Here is a 15,709-nt window from a genome sequence, read left to right as displayed (position 1 = left end):
TTGCAACGCCGTGCAACACCTGTGCAACAGCCCCCGGCAGTATCCGTTCATGGACACGTTCAACGCAGAAGCTGACTGCTGTGGATGCCGCTTCGAGCAGAGCGCGCCGGCGCACCACCGTCGGCTGCTCGCCTTGGAGACGCAGCCCATGACCTCCCTGGTGGAGCTCATCGAGATGGCCGCCACCTGGGGCGAGCTCGAGTACGGCGAGACCGAACCGGTGATCCCCCCGAGCGAATGGATCGATTTCGCCGCGGAGCACGCGTGGGTCGATGCGAACCGCGTGTTCGATGCGCTCGTGGCACTCTCCTCCCTGGTGCCACGGGCGCAGTCCACCGCCGCTGAGAAGCCCGTACGCATGCTGGTGTCGGTGTGAGCGGCGACCCGGGGACCGAGGTCCCCCGGATCGCGATCAACGGCCTCGGCCGGATCGGGCGCGCGCTGTTACGGGCGGTCATCGCCCGCGACTCGTTCGTCGACGTCGTCGCCGTCCACGACTTGACCCCGGCGGCCACGCTTGCCTACCTGCTCCAGCACGACACGGTGCACGGCCGGCTCGGCGTACCGGTGGTGGCCGAGGACGACGAGCTGATCGTGGGCGACCGGCGGATCAAGGTGCTGCGCGCGAACCATCCGGGGAACCTGCCGTGGTCGACGCTGGGCGTCGACGTGGTCGCCGAGTGCAGCGGGCACTTCACCAGCAGGGACCGGGCCGGCGGGCATCTGCGGGCCGGCGCGAAACGGGTGATCATCTCCACCCCGACCGACTCGGCGGAGGCGACGATCTGCCTCGGCGTCAACGAGGCGAGCCTGGACCCGTCCGCGCACCGGATCATCTCGAACGCGTCCTGCACGACCAACTGCGTGGCACCGATCTTCGCGATCCTCGACGAGGCCTTCGGGGTCGAAGGCGGCTGGGTCGACACCGTCCACGCCTACACCAACGACCAGCAGCTGCTGGACCTGCCGCACCACGACCTGCGCCGGTCCCGGGCCGCGGGCCAGAACATCATCCCGACCGGAACCGGTGCGGACACCGCGCTCGCCCGGGTCCTGCCACAGCTCAAGGACCGCGTGCACAGCGTCGCAGTGCGCGTTCCGGTGCCGGACGGGTCGCTCAGCAACGTCGTCGGCATGCTCCGCGGTCGAGCGACCACCGAGCAGGTGCGCGACGCGTTCATCCAGGCCTCGATGTCCGAGCGCTGGTCCGGCATCGTCGGCGTCAGCGACATGCCGATGGTCTCCAGCGACGTGATCGGCGACCCGCGGTCCTGTGTGGTGTCACTGCAGGACATCGAGTCGCACGGCAACGCCGTCCGGGTCTTCGGCTGGTACGACAACGAGTGGGGCTACGCGAACCGCTTGCTCGACCTGGTCGAGATGGTCACGCTGCGCACCAACGTCAGGCGCCCGGCGGCCGGCACGCCGCGATCCCTCCTGGTGCGGTAGTCAGCCGCGCCGTTCGGGGAGGGACACCCAGATGACCTTCGTGACCCGCGCCGAGGGGTTCCGCCACGAGTGCTTCTCCTCCGTGCGGAAGTGCAGCGAGTCGCCCGCGCCGAGCCGGTAGGTCTGTGCGGCCACCGTCAGCTCCAGCTGCCCGGACTGGACATGGACCAACGCCTCGCCGGCCGGGCGCCGGTCCTCCTCGGTCGACACCGCGCCCGCCGCGATCTCCGTGACGCTGGCGGCCAGCTCGAACGGCCCTGACTCCGCGGAGATCGAGCCGGCGACAACGTTGCCGTCGGGTGACGTCCGGACCCGCCGCTGGTTGCGCGGCGTGAAGCTCACCGGCGTGGCCGGGGCATCGGTCTCGTCGATGAAGTGCGCGACCGGCACCTGGAACGCCGCCGCGAGCTTGAGCAGCGTGGTGATGGTCGGGACCATCGTGCCCTGCTCCACCTTGTGGATCGCCGCCGGCGAGACGTCGGACCGCTCGGCCAGCTGCTGCAGCGACAGCCCGAGCCGGCCGCGCAGGACGCGCAGCCGCGGGCCGATGCCGGAGACGACCGCGGAGACGTCGGACTCCGACAGCGTCCGGACGTGCGGTGGCCCGGCCGGCGCGTCGTCGCGGACCCGTGCCGGTCGCTGGGAGGGAGGTGTCACCCGGGGCTCCTTCGTTCGCCGCCGAGTCGCATCGGCGTTTAGTAGACGCAGTATATCCGATGGTTGACGGATGCTCGTGTCGCCCATAGTGTACGAGTTTATCGGATAAGAGATTTCCCGTCATTCCCCCGGACCCGAGGAGTTGCTGGTGGACGGCATTCACGACATGGGTGGCACCCATGGCTGGGGCACGGTCGCGATCGACCCGGACGAGCCGGTCTTCGAAGAGGAGTGGCACGCCCGGACCTTCGCGCTCGGTCTTGCCTCGATGGGAGCGTCCGGGACCAACCTGGACGCGTTCCGGCACGCACTGGAGCGTCTGCACCCGGTGGACTACCTCGCCGATGGGTACTACGGGCGCTGGCTGGCCGCCGCGGAGCTGCTGCTGGTCGACAGCGGCGTTCTCGCGCCGGGTGCGGTGGAGGCCCGTGCGCGGCGCCTGGCCGGCGAGGACGTGACCGAGCCGGCCGACGTCGAGGTGCACAAACCGTCGTACGAGCGCGGTGGGCCCGGCTCGCTGCGGCAGATCGACGACAAGCCGGCCTTCGAAGCCGGTCAGCGGGTCCGGGTCCGTGACCTGTACAAGTCCGGCCACACCCGGATGCCCGCGTACGTCCGGGGCCGCACCGGTGTCGTCGAGGCTCGCCGTCCCGCCGCCGTGCTGCCCGACAGCACGGCCCATTTCACCGGCGAGGACGCCCAGCACGTCTACACCGTCCGCTTCGAGTCGACCGAGCTGTGGGGGCCGGACTGCGAGTCCTCGACCCTGTTCATCGATCTCTTCGAGAGTTACCTGGAGGAGAGCCAGTGAGTTCCGATCCCCGTTCCGTCGACCGGCCACCGGCCGCGCTGCGCGCCGAGGCGCTCGAGGAACTGCTCACCGAGCGTGGTCTGGTGAAGACCGAGGTGCTCGACGGCTTCATCAATCGCTACGTCAACGACGTCGGCCCGCTCAACGGCGCCAAGGTGGTGGCCAAGGCCTGGGTCGACCCGGAGTACCGCGAGCGCCTGCTCAAGGACGGCACCGGCGCCATCAAGGAGCTCGGCTTCGGCGGTCCGCAGGGCGAGCACATCGTGGTCGTGGAGAACACCGACGAGGTGCACAACCTCGTCGTCTGCACGCTCTGCTCCTGCTACCCGTGGCCCGTCCTCGGGCTCCCGCCGAACTGGTACAAGGACCCGGCCTACCGGGCCCGCGCCGTCCGGGACCCGCGGGCGCTGCTCTCGGAGATGGGCCTGGACCTTCCCGACGACGTCGGCATCAGGGTCTGGGACTCCAGCGCGGAGAACCGGTACTTCGTCCTGCCGCGCCGCCCGGACAACACCGAGGGGCTGTCCGAGGAGGAGCTCGCCGCCCTGGTGACGCGCGACGCCATGGTCGGTGTCGCCAAGGTCGAGGTGGCGGCATGACCACCGAGGCGACCGGCACGCTCGAGGACACCGTCGTCGGGATTCCCCGCTCGAACGGCGAACTCGTCTTCCAGCAGCCGTGGGAGAGCCGGGCCTTCGGGATCGCCGCCGCCCTGGCCGACCAGGGCCTGTTCTCCTGGAAGGACTTCCAGGCGAACCTGATCGCCGAGGTCTCCCGGCGCGCGGACGAGCCGGGGGAGTACAGCTACTACGACCGGTGGCTCGGCGCGCTCGAAGCACTGCTGACCGAGCGCGGTGTGGTGTCCGCGGACGACATCGACGTCCGCGCCGACATCCTGTGTCACCGGCCCGCCGGTCACGACCATCGCCACGACGACCATGACGAGGACCATGGCGACCACACGCACTGACGGCCAGGTGGTAGCCGGCCGCAGTGTCGAGGGAGTCTGGCACGGCGGCTACCACTGCTCCGTCGCGGCCGGGTCCTTCACGATCGAGGTCGACGAGCCCGAGGAAGTCGGTGGCACCGACCTCGGGCCGCAGCCGACCGACCTGTTCCTGGCGTCCGTCGCGTCCTGCTACACGCTGGCGATCAGCTACGCGGCGAAGAAGCGCTCGATCGACCTCACCGAACTGTCCGTCCGCGCCACCGGCGAGTACGACGGGCTGCAGTTCGGTGCCGTCCACGTCGAGGCCCGGATCGGCGCCCCCGAGGCCGAGATCGAGCGACTGATCGAGGCGGCCGAGCGGGTCTGCTACGTCACCAACACCCTCCGCTCCGGGGTCCGGCTGACCACCCAGGCGGTGTCCTGCACCGCTGTCCCTACTGACGGAAGTGAGTTCTCGTGAAGATCGTTGTGATCGGCGGCGGTGCCGCCGGGTTGGGGGTGGCCGGCGCCGCCAAGGGCCAGGACCCCTCGGTGCAGACCGTGGTGTACACCGAGTACGAGGACGTGGCGTACAGCCCGTGCGGGATCCCGTTCGTGCACGGCAAGGAGATCGAGTCCTTCGAGAAGCTGTTCCTCGCGACCAAGGAACAGTACGTTGCCCAGGGCATCGACGTGCACTACGAGACGACCGTCGAGAGCATCGATCCACGGTCGCGGACCATCAAGGTGGCCGGCGAGGGCGAGGTGGGCTACGACAAGCTCGTGCTCGCGACCGGCTGGAACTACGACACCCCGAACATCCCCGGCGCGGAGCTCGGCGGCATCTACCACGTCAAGAACATCCGCGCCGCGATGGAGTGGGACAAGTACCTGGACTCGGTCGAGTCGGCCGTGGTGGTGGAGTCCGGCCCGATCGCGATGGAGATGGTCTCGGCCCTGCAGCACCGCGGGATCAAGGTCACGCTGGTCGATCCCGGCCCGTGGCCGATGGCCGACGTGATCGACCCCGACATCGTCGAGCCGGTCCGCAAGGACTGGGAGGACTCGGGCGTCACGCTCAAGTTCGGTGAGCATGTGACCGCCTTCCGGGGCACGAACACGCTCACCCACGTGAGCACGACCTTCGGCGACGTCGAGGCCCAGCTGGCCGTGATCGGCAGCCACAAGGTGGCCAACACCGCGCTGGCCGGGTCGGCCGGGATCAAGCTGGGCAGCACGGGTGGAATCGCGGTCGACGCGCACATGCGCAGCTCCGACCCGAACGTCTACGCCGCGGGTGACTGCGCCGAGATCCCGCACGGGGTCTCGAACGTCCCGTTGCAAGGACTGTCGGGCAGCCACGCCTACGCGCAGGGCAAGACCGCCGGCATCAACGCGGCCGGTGGCAACCGCCTGCACAACCCGGTGTACGTGCCGTGGGGCATGCTCGCCGGGCAGTGGATGATCGGCGGCGTCTCGTTCGGCGAGACCCTGGCCACCGCGCTGGGCCTGCCGTTCGTGACCGGTGTCGCCGACGGCATCACCCGGGCCCGCTACTACCCGGGCGTGAAGCCGATCAAGGTCAAGCTGCTCGCGGACCCCAAGACCCGGCGGCTGATCGGCGCCCAGATGATCGGCGGCGAGGGGATCAAGGAGCGCGCGGACTTCCTCGGCATCGTGGCTCGCACCGGCGTCACCATCGACACGCTGGCCACGATGGAGAACGTCTACTCGCCGGCCATCGGTGCCCTGAACGAACCCATCGCGATGGCGGCCCAGGCCCTCGTCGCGAAGCTCTGAGGCGGCCGAGATGCCCTTCTTCCGCTGGCTCCGCTCGAACTCCGAGCACGCCCTGCTGCGGGACGCGCAACGCCGCGTCGCCGCCAAGTACGACGCCAATCCGCCGGCCCGCCCGCACGGACTCGAGGACCGGTGGTGGCGCCAGGTCTTCGCGCCCGTCTACCGGTTCCTCCCCTGGCGCCTGCGCCGGGCCGTCATGCAGGCGATGCCCGGCAGCCACCGGATGGGCTGGCCGAAGCCGGAGTACCTCCCGCCCGGCGACCACTGAACCCCTGTTCCCGACCGGGCGCAGGTCATCCCACCAGCTCCGTACCGTCAACACCTCGAAGGAGTCAGCATCATGCCGAAGACGGTCACCATCGAGCCGCCCCAAGAGGGCGACATCCTGTTCAACGTCGAGGAGAAGGTCTTCCCCGACTACCAGGCCAACGAAGGCGACAAGGCGTATGTCTTCATGCACACGGTCCCCTTCGAGGGCTCCGTCGGCCTGGTCAACATGCTCACGGCCACCCGGCTGCAGCGGAAGGGGTTCGACCTCACCTTCATCCTCTACGGTCCCGGCGTCCTGATGGCCTCGGCCGCCCGCGGCTACCCGGCTGTCGGCAACGAGGGCTTCCCGGGCAACCTCGGCTACAACAAGCAGCTGCGGACCCTGATCGACGAGGGGGCGAAGGTGTACGCGTGCCGGTTCGCGATGGGTGCCCTGTACGGGATGCGTGAGGACGACCTGATCAAGGGCGTCACCCCGTTCAACCCGCTCGACGTGCTGGACGCCAACATCCAGGCCTGGCGGGACAAGGCCCTGGTGCTCGCGACCTGGACGGTCTGAGCCGCACACGAACGATGCCCCGCAGCCGGCCGGCTGCGGGGCATCGTCATGTCCAGGGGGATCAGCGGCGAAGGCGCCGGCGGAACCACGCGACCAACCCGGGGTCGTCCAGCCCGTCGGCAACGAGTGCGGCGCCCGAGAGGTCGTCGTCCCGGGTGTAGTCGTTGTGGGCCGCAACGCAACGCAGTCCGGCCGCGACAGCCGCGCGTACGCCGTTCTGCGAGTCCTCCACCGCCACGGTTCGTTCGACCGGGCAGCCGGTCCGCCGCAGCACCTCCTGGTACGCGGCCGGACTCGGCTTGAGGTCCGGCACTTCGGTGCCGGTGACAACGGTCTGGAAGCGCGGGCCGAACACCCGGTCGAGCAGCGGCTCGACCCAGGCGCGCGTACCGGTCGTTGCCACATGCATCGGTACGCCGCCCGCGTCGAGCTCGTCGAGCAGCCGGTGGACCCCTGGCCGGGCCTGGATCTGCCCGGCCGCGATCAGGTCCCGCATGATCGCCGTCTTGCGGGCATGCAGCCGCTCCGCCAGCCGCTGAGCCTCATCGGTGGACCGGCCGGCGTTCTCGAACCAGAACGCCAGCCGCCTGACCCCGCCGGTGATCCGCAGCAGCCCGCCGTACGTCGTGATGTCCCAGCGATCCGGCAGTCCCGCCTCCTCGAAGGCGGTGTTGAAGGCGACCCGGTGGCCGTCGCGTTCGCTGTCGACCAGCGTGCCGTCGACGTCGAACACGACCGCGGCCAAGCGGTTCACCGCAGGTGCTCGTGGATCCGGGCAAGCACCGCGGCGGCGGTGAACCCGTGGTGGGCCATGACCTCGTCACCAGGACCGCACGTGCCGAACTCGTCGATCCCGATCGCGAGATCGACCAGGCCGCGCCAGCCCACGGTGGTGCCGGCTTCCAGGCTGACGGTGAACGCGACGGAATCCGGTACGTACGTCGACCGATCCATCGCCGAGACCACGCGAACGTCGTATCCGTCGGAGGCCAAAGCCTCCGCCACCTCGGCGGCCAGCGCGACCTCGGACCCGGTCGCCACGAGCTCGACCTTGACGCTCGAGTTGCGGTCGGCAACGGTCGCCGTCTGAGGCAGTGTCTGGCGGGACAGGATCAACGCCGTCGGCCCGTCGGTCCGCTCGAGGGCGAGTCGCCAGGCCTCGGCCGTCTCGGCGTCGTTGGCGGGACGCAGTACCTGCAGTCCGGGGATCACTCGCAACGACTCGATCTGCTCGACGGGCTGGTGGGTAGGACCGTCCTCGCCGACGGCGATCGAGTCGTGGGTCAGCACGTAGACGACCGGCTGCCGCATCAGGGCGGCCAGCCGGAGCGCGGGCCGTAGGTAGTCGGCGAAGGCCAGGAACGTACTGCCGTAGACCCGGAACCCACCGTGCAGGCTCAGCCCGTTCATGACCGCGGCCATGCCGAACTCCCTGATCCCGAAGGCGATCGTGGATCCCGAGTAGTCGTTGCGCGTCACCACAGCACTGCCGGTCGCGGTCCCCGTGGAACCCTCCAAGTCGGCCGATCCGCCGATGAGCTCGGGCATCAGTTCCGTCACAGCCTTCAGACAAGCCTGGGACGACTGCCGCGTGGCCCGGGGCTTCTCACCGGGCACCGTGAGCAGCGCGTCCCTGAGGCCGTCCGGCAGTTGGCGATCGAGACTGCGGTGGAACTCCGCCGCCCGCTCGGCCTCGAGGTTGGCGACAGTCGCCTTCCAGGCAGCGTGTTCGCGCGCGCCGGACTCGGCCAGCTCTTTGCAGGCCGCGCGTACCGGCTCCGGCACGCTGAAGGGCGGATGCTCCCAGCCGGCCAGCTGCTTGGCCTCCGCGGCCAGCTCCTCCCCGAGCGGGGAGCCGTGAGCTTTCGACGTACCCGCGACGCCTGGTGCGCCGTGGCCGATCATCGTCCGGACGGCGATCAGGCTGGGACGCGGGTCCGCCTTCGCGCGCGCGATCGCGGCGTCGACGGCATCGACATCGGTGCCATCGGCAACATCTTGCGTGTGCCAGCCGTACGCCGCGAACCGGGCGATCTGGTCGTCGCTGGACGAGCGGTCGACCGCGCCGTCGATGGTGATCGAGTTGTCGTCCCAGAGCACGACCAGCCGACCCAGACCGAGGTGCCCGGCCAGCGAGGCCGCCTCGTGGCTGATGCCCTCCATCAGACAGCCGTCGCCGACGATCGCGTAGGTGTGGTGGTCGGTGACCTCCGGGTAGCGCGCGTGCGCCATCCGCTCCGCGAGCGCCATCCCGACGGCCATCCCCAGCCCTTGCCCGAGAGGACCCGTCGTGCACTCGACGCCGGCCGTGTGGCCGAACTCGGGGTGTCCGGGCGTACGTGACCCGAGCTGCCGGAATCCGCGCAGCTCGGCCTCGGGCAGGTCGTAGCCGAAGATGTGCAGCAGCCCGTAGAGCAGCGCGGATCCATGTCCGGCTGAGAGCACGAAGCGGTCGCGGTCGGCCCAGTCCGGCGCCGCGGGATCGTGGCGCAGGTGCCGGCTCCACAGCGCCCACGCCATCGGTGCGGCGCCCATCGGCATCCCGGGGTGCCCCGAGTTGGCCGCCTGCACCATGTCGACGGCGAGGAAGCGCAAGGTGTCGACGGCCAGCCGGTCGGTCTCGACGGACGGCGTCGCCGACCGCTGCAGCAGATCGGTCATCAGGCGGCCTCCTCGTTCCGGGCGGCGTTCGCCGCGGCCGTGCGCAGCTGCCGGACGGCCGCTGCCTTCCCATCGGCGTGGGCGTACATCCATGAGCCGGAGATGAAGACGTCCGCGCCGGCCGCGGCCGCTCCCGTGATGGTCGCGTCGGTGATTCCGCCGTCCACCTCGAGCTCGATCGACAGACCGGACTCGTCGATCATCCGCCGCAGCCGCGCCACCTTCTTCTCCACCGCCGGGATGTAGGCCTGACCGCCGAAGCCGGGGTTGACGGTCATCGCCAGGACCAGATCGGTCTCCGACAGCACGTGCTCCACCACACCGGCCGGCGTGTGCGGGTTCAGCGCGACCCCGCTGCGTACGCCGAGATCGCGGATCCGGCCCAGGGTCCGGTGGAGATGGGTGCAGGCCTCGGCGTGGACGATGATCAGCTCACATCCCGCCTCGACGTACCGGGGCAGCAGTGCGTCGGGCTCCACCACCATCAGATGCGCCTCGAACGCGACCTGGCTGTGCGGCTGGGCGGCGGCGATGACGTCGGGCCCGAAGGTGAGGTTCGGGACGAACACCCCGTCCATCACGTCCCACTGGATCCGGTCGACGCCCGCGTCACACAGCGCGCGGATCTCGTCGCCGAGACGAGCGAAGTCCGCGGGCAGGACCGAGGGGACGATGAGCGGCGGGGGAACGCGCGGGGTGGGTTCGGACATGGGTGCGGCCTTCCTGGTCGGAGACTTCCAGCCCACCGCGTCGCGCCGGACGCGCACTCACCCGGCTGGGTGGACGAGTGGGTGAAATCCCCTGTGAACGCGAGGAATCCGGTCGTTGTCCGCTTACTCTTGGCCTATGCCGACCCCGCTGCGACTGGTCCTCGTCGACGACCACGAGATGGTGCTGCACGGCCTGGTCGCGATGCTGGGGCATTTCGCCGACGAGGTAGTGATCACCGGACAGGCGACGACGGCCGGGGCGGCGCTGACCCTCGTGGCCGAGGAGCGTCCCGATGTCGTGCTGTGCGACGTACGGATCGGGAAGGAGAGCGGCCTCGACCTGTGCCGCCAGATCACCTCGCAGTACCCGGAGACCAAGGTCGTGCTGCTGACGGTGTACGACGACGAGCACTATCTGTTCCAGGCCTTGCGGGTCGGTGCCTCGGGCTACATTCTCAAGCGGATCGACGGCCAGGAGCTGGTGGCACATCTGCGCCGGGTGCGTGACGGCGAGACCGTCATCGACCATGCGCTGGCGGGACGGGTGGCACTGTCCGCGGCCCGGCTCAGCGCGGGGGAGTTCTGGCCGGGCGCGCACCTCGGGCTCACCCAGCGCGAGTCGGAGGTGCTGGAGCTGCTCGTCTCCGGGCACTCCAACAAGGGCGTCGCGAGCAAGCTCGTCGTCAGCGAGGACACCGTGAAGACCCACATCCGAGGCCTGTATCGCAAGCTCGGTGTCTCCGACCGCAGCGGTGCCATCGCCGTCGCGCTCCGCGAGGGTCTGTTCCGTTGACCGGCGCCGCGCCCACCGCAGAAGAGCTTGCCCAGATCCTCGAGGCCGATGGCGTGCTCCTGCTCGCCAGTGACGGCCGGGAGCTGACAGTCGCCGACCTGTGGCCGCCGCACCCGTCGACCGCGGCCTTGAGCATGCCGGTGGGGTTCGGGGTGACCGGGTTGGTGGCTCGGAACGGCACGCCGGTCATCCTCGCGTCCGACTCGCCACGCAACGCCTTGCACCGCCAGTTGCTGCGCCTCGAGCCCCGGCAGACAGTCACCCGGATGTGCTTGCCGCTGCGCGGCCTGGAAGATCGCATCGTCGGTGTCCTGGCCGCGCATCGCAGTCCGCGTACGCCGTTCGGTCCCGACGACCTCGCCCGCGCCGAGCCGTACGCCGCGATGCTCGGGCTTCGCCTGCACGCCGAACAGCTGTGGTTCGCGGTGAACCGGCACCGGACCGAACGCGATCGTCTGATCAAGCAGGCGATCTCGGCCCAGGAGGCCGAGCGCCGGCGGATCGCCTTCGATCTGCACGACGGCGTGACGACCGCCCTGGCGTCGATGGCCTTCCACCTCTCGGCCGCGGACCTGACCGTCTCCGAGCTGGCGGCGCGCGACGCCGCGGCGGATGACGAAGTCAACCGGGCCCGGGCCGAGCTCGTCAGCGCCCGGGAGCTGGCCGATCTGGCCTACCACCAGACGCGGGCCGCGATCTCCGGCCTGCACAGCCTCGTCCTGGACGACCTCGGGTTGGTCGCGGCGATGGAGTCGCTGGTGCAGACCGCCGCCAACGGCGAGAGTGCGCCGTCGATCGATCTTCTGGTCGATCCCTCCGCCGCGTTGGACGACATCCCCGACCACGTTGCCGCCGCGCTCTACCGGATCGCCCAGGAGGCGCTGGCCAACGCGGTCAAGCACGCCGAGGCCGATCGCGTCGTGCTGTCGCTGCGACGCGTCGGCGACTCGATCGTGCTCGGCTGCGCCGACGACGGCAAAGGGTTCGACCCCGCGGAACGGCGGACCGTCCGCGCCGGTGACGCGGACGGCGCGCAGCACTTCGGGCTCAGCTCGATCGCGGAACGCTGTGCACTGATCGAAGCCTCGCTGCGGATCGAGTCGGTCCCTGATCGGGGTACGACGGTGCTGGTCGAGCTGCCGTTCTGATCAGCGGATCGCCTGGCCGGCCTGACGGCAGTTGTGCACCAGGACCTGCTGGGCGCTGGGCACGTTCCGGACGTCGCCACCCCACGTGCTCAGGGCTTCACTCACCAGCGCACGCCCGAAGGAGAAGGTGACCGGCCAGGCGCGGTCGCCGATCCGGTGCAGTTCGCGGAGCGACTCGCAGACATCCGCTGTCGGCTGACCTCCGGAGAGGAACGCGATGCCGGCCACGTCCGCGGGCACCGAGTCGGACAGGACGCCGAAGGTCGCGGCGGCCACGGTTCCGGCGGTCGCCGGTGACGCGTCGAGGCCCGGGGTGACGAAGTTCGGCTTGAGCACGATGCCGGACAGGTCGACGCCGGCCTGCACGAGCTCGTCGAAGAGGCTGCGCAGCGCCAGGCTCGAGGCCTGGGCGGACGCGCCCAAGTCGTGGTCACCGGTGCACAGGACCTCCGGTTCGACGATCGGCACGATGCCGTGCTGCTGGCAGAGAGCGGCGTACCGGGCGAGGGCGTGACCGTTGGCCCGGGCCGAGTACGGCGTGATCGTGGCGACGTCGAAGACAGCACGCCACTTCGCGAACGCCGCCCCGCGCTCGGCGTACGACGCGAGCCGGTCACCGAGACCGTCGAGGCCCTCGGTGATCAACGCGCCGCCGCCACCCGGCAGCTTGCTCGTCCCGGTGTCGACCTTGATGCCGGGCAGGATGCCCAGCTCGTGCGCGGCCTGCGGGAACGGGCGGCCGTCGCTGAGGTCCTGCCCGAACGTCTCGTCGCACCAGATCACCCCGCTCACCCACTCCGAGAGCCCTTCGGCGGTGATCAGCAGCTCGCGGTAGTCCCGTCGGGCGGTCTCGCTCGACGGGATGCCTTCCTGTTCCAGCCGGGACGACATGGTCCTGATGGATTCGTCGGCGGCCAGGATGCCGCGACCGGCGTGGGTCATCCGACGAGCGGTCTCGGTCAGGGTGGGGGCGTCGGTGCGCAGAGTCGTGGTCATGCAGGCCAGCATGCGTACGCCGGGCGGCGCCGTACTCACCCCTGTGGGCGAGACCGGGTGTGAAACGCCGCCGTACCGACCCGGTCGGGATCGCAGACGTGCCGCAGGAACAGCCGGCTCGCCGCGGTGGGATCCGCGGTCGTGCACAGGTGCCACGGCCGATCCACCGGCGTCCCGGGTACGGCGTACCGCGCGAGATCGCCGGCGTCGAGCTGACCGAGCACGGCCTCCTCGTGGACCAACGTCAGCCCGAGCCCCTGCCGTGCCGCGGCAACCGCTGCCCCTGACGTCCCGAGGGTGAGCAGGGGTGGCGCCGCCTGCAGCCGGGTCAGCAACGACAGCGTGGTGTCGCGCGTACCCGAGCCCTGGCCGGTGAGCAACCAGGTCATGGTGAGCGGGTCGTCGTCGCGGCCGGGCCGGCCGACGAGCACCAGCTGGTTGGCCCTGCGGGCGCGCGTGACCAGGCCCGATCCGCGCGGCGGACGTCCGGCCAGAACGACGTCGACGCCATGGTCCCGGGCGAGCGCGAAGAGCTCGTCGCGGGGGAGGACCGACAACGACAACTCGACCTGCGGATGCTCGTCGGCGAACGAAGCCATCAACCGGGGCAGGACATACTCGCTCGCGGTCGCCACCGCCCCGATCCGCAGCCGGCCACGATCGGCGTCGTGCACGGCGCCGGCCGCTTCGGCGAGCAGTCCCAGCAGCTTGCGCACGTACGTCGCGAAGGTCTCGCCGGCGTCCGTCGCGACGATGCCCCGGCCGGACTTGCTGAACAAGGCCGTGCCCAGCGCCGTCTCCAGCGCGGCGATCGCGGCCGAGACCGCCGGTGGCGTGACGTGCAGGGTCTCGGCGGCCGAGCGGATGCTGCCGCTCTCGTACACCGCGAGGAAGGTCTGCAACCGTCCCCACGTCGCTGCCACCGGAAGACTCATTGTGCACCTATCGCTTAATGATCAGCGGAGAAGTTTCAATTGTAGTTGATGTATCGCTCGGTGCACGCTGGTGACTCGAATCGCTGGAAGGAGCGGCCGATGAGCACGAGCGAGACCAAGGAACGCTGGGATCCGGGCGTCCAGAGCTACGCCGGTATGGGCTACTGGAACCCCGACTACGTCCCCAAGGACACCGATGTCCTCGCGGTCTTCCGGGTGTCACCGCAGGACGGCGTCGAGCCGATCGAGGCCGCGGCCGCCGTGGCCGGCGAGTCCTCGACCGCGACCTGGACGGTCGTCTGGACCGACCGGCTGACCGCGAACACGCACTACCAGGCCAAGGCCTACAAGGTTGACCCGGTGCCCGGCCGGCCGGGTGAGTACTTCGCCTACATCGCCTACGACATCGACCTGTTCGAAGAGGGTTCGATCGCCAACCTGACCTCCTCGATCATCGGCAACGTGTTCGGCTTCAAGCCGCTGAAGGCCTTGCGGCTGGAGGACCTGCGCATCCCGGTCGCGTACATCAAGACCTTCCAGGGCCCGGCGCACGGCATCGTGATGGAACGCGAGATGCTCAACAAGTACGGGCGTCCGTTGCTCGGAGCAACCATCAAGCCGAAGCTCGGCCTGTCCGCCCGCAACTACGGGCGGGTCGTCTACGAGGCCTGCCGCGGCGGCCTGGACTTCACCAAGGACGACGAGAACATCAACTCGCAGCCGTTCATGCGCTGGCGGGACCGCTTCCTCTACGCGATGGAGGGCGTGAACAAGGCGGTGGCCGAGACCGGTGAGATCAAGGGCCACTACCTGAACGTGACCGCCGGGACGATGGAGGAGATGTACAACCGGGCCGAGCTGGCCAAGGAGCTGGGCAGTGTCGTCGTGATGATCGACCTGACCATCGGCTACACCGCGATCCAGTCGATGGCGCTGTGGGCCCGGCAGAACGGCGTACTCCTGCACCTGCACCGGGCCGGGCACTCGACGTACACCCGGCAGAAGACGCACGGCGTGAGCTTCCGGGTGATCGCGAAGTGGTGCCGGCTGATGGGAGTCGACCACATCCACGCCGGAACCGTGGTCGGCAAGCTCGAGGGCGACCCGGCCACCACTCGCGGGTTCTACGACACGCTGCGGGACGACCACGTGCCGGCCAACCTCGGGAACGGGATCTTCTTCGACCAGGACTGGGCCTCGATGCCTGGAGTACTCCCGGTCGCGTCTGGTGGTATCCACGCCGGCCAGATGCACCAACTGCTCGACCTGTTCCGCGACGACGTCATCCTGCAGTTCGGCGGCGGCACCATCGGTCACCCGTTCGGGATCGCGGCCGGTGCCGAGGCCAACCGGGTTGCACTGGAGGCCATGGTCAAGGCGCGCAACGAGGGCCGCGACCTGCTTCGCGAAGGACCCGACGTCCTGCGGGTCGCCGCCAAGTCCTGCGCTCCGCTCGAGGCCGCGCTGTCCACCTGGGGCGACGTCACCTTCGACTACACGAGCACGGACGCCCCCGACGTCGTCCCGACCGCGACGGCCTCCGTCTAATCCCCGAGGAGCACGATCATGCAACTGCGTCACGGGACCTTCTCCTACCTGCCCGACCTCACCGACGACGAGATCGCCGACCAGATCCGCTACGCGCTGCGGAACGGCTGGCCGGTCTCTGTCGAATACACCGACGACCCGCACCCACGCAACGTGTATTGGGAGATGTGGGGTCTGCCGCTGTTCGACCTCCTCGAGCCCGACGGGGTCCTTGCCCAGATCAACGAGTGCCGGGCCACGTACCCGAACCACTACGTCCGGGTGCTCGCGTACGACGCCAGCCTCGGCCGGCAGACCACCGCGATGCACTTCCTGGTGCAGCGGCCCGCCGACGAGCCCGGCTTCCTGCTCGCCCGGGTCGAAGGCCCGGACCGGACCCAGCGCTACGCCCTGTCGCCGTACGCCACCGCGCGGCCGGCCGGAGCTCGCTACGAGGACGGATAA

General features: G+C 69.8%; 19 protein-coding genes. 13 read left to right on the top strand and 6 right to left on the bottom strand.

Annotated elements, in window-relative coordinates; all coding sequences use genetic code 11:
- The first annotated feature begins 49 nt into the window (after nucleotides 1-49).
- Nucleotides 50-376, top strand: a complete 327-nt coding sequence (locus tag ACZ6O0_RS29410) for a hypothetical protein (protein ID WP_465768232.1) — start codon at nucleotides 50-52, stop codon at nucleotides 374-376.
- Nucleotides 373-1,449 (top strand): type I glyceraldehyde-3-phosphate dehydrogenase, encoded by a 1,077-nt coding sequence (locus tag ACZ6O0_RS29405; RefSeq protein WP_465768231.1) that lies wholly within the window; start codon nucleotides 373-375, stop codon nucleotides 1,447-1,449. Before ACZ6O0_RS29410 ends, ACZ6O0_RS29405 begins: the two co-directional genes overlap by 4 nt.
- Here the strand turns inward: ACZ6O0_RS29405 and ACZ6O0_RS29400 are convergent, their stop codons facing one another.
- Nucleotides 1,450-2,106: a helix-turn-helix domain-containing protein gene (locus ACZ6O0_RS29400; protein ID WP_465768230.1), complete on the bottom strand. Its 657-nt coding sequence runs from the start codon at nucleotides 2,104-2,106 to the stop codon at nucleotides 1,450-1,452.
- Nucleotides 2,107-2,254: 148 nt separating this feature from the next.
- Between ACZ6O0_RS29400 and nthB the strand changes: the two genes are divergently transcribed.
- From nthB to ACZ6O0_RS29365, 7 genes are all read left to right on the top strand, one after another.
- Nucleotides 2,255-2,917: a nitrile hydratase subunit beta gene (gene nthB / locus ACZ6O0_RS29395; RefSeq protein ID WP_465768229.1), complete on the top strand. Its 663-nt coding sequence runs from the start codon at nucleotides 2,255-2,257 to the stop codon at nucleotides 2,915-2,917.
- Nucleotides 2,914-3,516 carry a nitrile hydratase subunit alpha gene (nthA, locus tag ACZ6O0_RS29390; protein ID WP_465768228.1) on the top strand — a complete coding sequence of 201 codons (603 nt, stop codon included), beginning with the start codon at nucleotides 2,914-2,916 and terminating at the stop codon, nucleotides 3,514-3,516. Before nthB ends, nthA begins: the two co-directional genes overlap by 4 nt.
- Entirely contained in the window at nucleotides 3,513-3,887 is a 375-nt protein-coding gene (locus tag ACZ6O0_RS29385) for a nitrile hydratase accessory protein (RefSeq protein ID WP_465768227.1), read from the top strand. The genes nthA and ACZ6O0_RS29385 overlap by 4 nt, the downstream gene beginning before the upstream one ends.
- On the top strand, nucleotides 3,868-4,326 hold the full coding sequence (locus ACZ6O0_RS29380) for an OsmC family protein (protein WP_465768226.1): 459 nt from the start codon (nucleotides 3,868-3,870) through the stop codon (nucleotides 4,324-4,326). The genes ACZ6O0_RS29385 and ACZ6O0_RS29380 overlap by 20 nt, the downstream gene beginning before the upstream one ends.
- Nucleotides 4,323-5,645, top strand: coding sequence for an FAD-dependent oxidoreductase (locus ACZ6O0_RS29375; protein WP_465768225.1), 1,323 nt, complete (start codon nucleotides 4,323-4,325; stop codon nucleotides 5,643-5,645). Before ACZ6O0_RS29380 ends, ACZ6O0_RS29375 begins: the two co-directional genes overlap by 4 nt.
- Nucleotides 5,646-5,655: 10 nt before the next feature.
- Nucleotides 5,656-5,913 (top strand): hypothetical protein, encoded by a 258-nt coding sequence (locus ACZ6O0_RS29370; RefSeq protein WP_465768224.1) that lies wholly within the window; start codon nucleotides 5,656-5,658, stop codon nucleotides 5,911-5,913.
- Between the two features lie 72 nt (nucleotides 5,914-5,985).
- Nucleotides 5,986-6,474 (top strand): MSMEG_0572/Sll0783 family nitrogen starvation response protein, encoded by a 489-nt coding sequence (locus ACZ6O0_RS29365; protein WP_360368282.1) that lies wholly within the window; start codon nucleotides 5,986-5,988, stop codon nucleotides 6,472-6,474.
- Nucleotides 6,475-6,535: 61 nt separating this feature from the next.
- Here ACZ6O0_RS29365 and ACZ6O0_RS29360 read toward each other — a convergent pair whose 3' ends face one another.
- Genes ACZ6O0_RS29360 through rpe form a run of 3 tightly spaced genes read right to left on the bottom strand, consistent with a single transcriptional unit; the run spans nucleotide 6,536 to nucleotide 9,845 of the window.
- Complete coding sequence (locus ACZ6O0_RS29360) at nucleotides 6,536-7,228, bottom strand: HAD family hydrolase (RefSeq protein ID WP_465768223.1); 693 nt, start codon at nucleotides 7,226-7,228, stop codon at nucleotides 6,536-6,538.
- Nucleotides 7,225-9,135 (bottom strand): transketolase, encoded by a 1,911-nt coding sequence (tkt, locus tag ACZ6O0_RS29355; protein WP_465768222.1) that lies wholly within the window; start codon nucleotides 9,133-9,135, stop codon nucleotides 7,225-7,227. Before tkt ends, ACZ6O0_RS29360 begins: the two co-directional genes overlap by 4 nt.
- A complete protein-coding gene (gene rpe, locus ACZ6O0_RS29350; RefSeq protein WP_465768221.1) occupies nucleotides 9,135-9,845 on the bottom strand; it encodes a ribulose-phosphate 3-epimerase in 711 nt (236 codons plus the stop codon). The genes tkt and rpe overlap by 1 nt, the downstream gene beginning before the upstream one ends.
- Before the next feature lie 136 nt (nucleotides 9,846-9,981).
- Here rpe and ACZ6O0_RS29345 point away from each other — a divergent pair, with 136 nt between their 5' ends.
- The gene (locus ACZ6O0_RS29345; RefSeq protein ID WP_465768220.1) at nucleotides 9,982-10,638 is read left to right on the top strand and encodes a response regulator; all 657 of its coding nucleotides are present in this window, start codon (nucleotides 9,982-9,984) and stop codon (nucleotides 10,636-10,638) included.
- Nucleotides 10,635-11,786 carry a GAF domain-containing sensor histidine kinase gene (locus tag ACZ6O0_RS29340; protein WP_465768219.1) on the top strand — a complete coding sequence of 384 codons (1,152 nt, stop codon included), beginning with the start codon at nucleotides 10,635-10,637 and terminating at the stop codon, nucleotides 11,784-11,786. The genes ACZ6O0_RS29345 and ACZ6O0_RS29340 overlap by 4 nt, the downstream gene beginning before the upstream one ends.
- Here the strand turns inward: ACZ6O0_RS29340 and ACZ6O0_RS29335 are convergent, their stop codons facing one another.
- Nucleotides 11,787-12,782 (bottom strand): class I fructose-bisphosphate aldolase, encoded by a 996-nt coding sequence (locus ACZ6O0_RS29335; protein WP_465768218.1) that lies wholly within the window; start codon nucleotides 12,780-12,782, stop codon nucleotides 11,787-11,789.
- A gap of 35 nt (nucleotides 12,783-12,817) precedes the next feature.
- Nucleotides 12,818-13,717, bottom strand: coding sequence for a LysR family transcriptional regulator (locus ACZ6O0_RS29330; protein WP_465768217.1), 900 nt, complete (start codon nucleotides 13,715-13,717; stop codon nucleotides 12,818-12,820).
- Between the two features lie 99 nt (nucleotides 13,718-13,816).
- Here ACZ6O0_RS29330 and ACZ6O0_RS29325 point away from each other — a divergent pair, with 99 nt between their 5' ends.
- Nucleotides 13,817-15,265: a form I ribulose bisphosphate carboxylase large subunit gene (locus tag ACZ6O0_RS29325; protein WP_465768216.1), complete on the top strand. Its 1,449-nt coding sequence runs from the start codon at nucleotides 13,817-13,819 to the stop codon at nucleotides 15,263-15,265.
- Between the two features lie 18 nt (nucleotides 15,266-15,283).
- Complete coding sequence (locus tag ACZ6O0_RS29320) at nucleotides 15,284-15,709, top strand: ribulose bisphosphate carboxylase small subunit (RefSeq protein ID WP_465768215.1); 426 nt, start codon at nucleotides 15,284-15,286, stop codon at nucleotides 15,707-15,709.

It is taken from the genome of Kribbella sp. NPDC048837 (assembly GCF_055586945.1).
Note: the sequence above shows the minus strand (reverse complement) of the source record. Positions and strands in the feature narration are given on the sequence as shown.

What these genes read in the sequence shown, in the direction of transcription:
- ACZ6O0_RS29410 (WP_465768232.1), top strand. Translation starts at nt 50, where the DNA reads ATGGACACGTTCAACGCAGAAGCTGACTGCTGTGGATGCCGCTTCGAG.
- ACZ6O0_RS29385 (WP_465768227.1), top strand. Translation starts at nt 3,513, where the DNA reads ATGACCACCGAGGCGACCGGCACGCTCGAGGACACCGTCGTCGGGATT.
- ACZ6O0_RS29380 (WP_465768226.1), top strand. Translation starts at nt 3,868, where the DNA reads ATGGCGACCACACGCACTGACGGCCAGGTGGTAGCCGGCCGCAGTGTC.
- ACZ6O0_RS29370 (WP_465768224.1), top strand. Translation starts at nt 5,656, where the DNA reads ATGCCCTTCTTCCGCTGGCTCCGCTCGAACTCCGAGCACGCCCTGCTG.
- ACZ6O0_RS29365 (WP_360368282.1), top strand. Translation starts at nt 5,986, where the DNA reads ATGCCGAAGACGGTCACCATCGAGCCGCCCCAAGAGGGCGACATCCTG.
- tkt (WP_465768222.1), bottom strand. Translation starts at nt 9,135, where the DNA reads ATGACCGATCTGCTGCAGCGGTCGGCGACGCCGTCCGTCGAGACCGAC.
- rpe (WP_465768221.1), bottom strand. Translation starts at nt 9,845, where the DNA reads ATGTCCGAACCCACCCCGCGCGTTCCCCCGCCGCTCATCGTCCCCTCG.
- ACZ6O0_RS29345 (WP_465768220.1), top strand. Translation starts at nt 9,982, where the DNA reads ATGCCGACCCCGCTGCGACTGGTCCTCGTCGACGACCACGAGATGGTG.
- ACZ6O0_RS29335 (WP_465768218.1), bottom strand. Translation starts at nt 12,782, where the DNA reads ATGACCACGACTCTGCGCACCGACGCCCCCACCCTGACCGAGACCGCT.
- ACZ6O0_RS29330 (WP_465768217.1), bottom strand. Translation starts at nt 13,717, where the DNA reads ATGAGTCTTCCGGTGGCAGCGACGTGGGGACGGTTGCAGACCTTCCTC.
- ACZ6O0_RS29325 (WP_465768216.1), top strand. Translation starts at nt 13,817, where the DNA reads ATGAGCACGAGCGAGACCAAGGAACGCTGGGATCCGGGCGTCCAGAGC.
- ACZ6O0_RS29320 (WP_465768215.1), top strand. Translation starts at nt 15,284, where the DNA reads ATGCAACTGCGTCACGGGACCTTCTCCTACCTGCCCGACCTCACCGAC.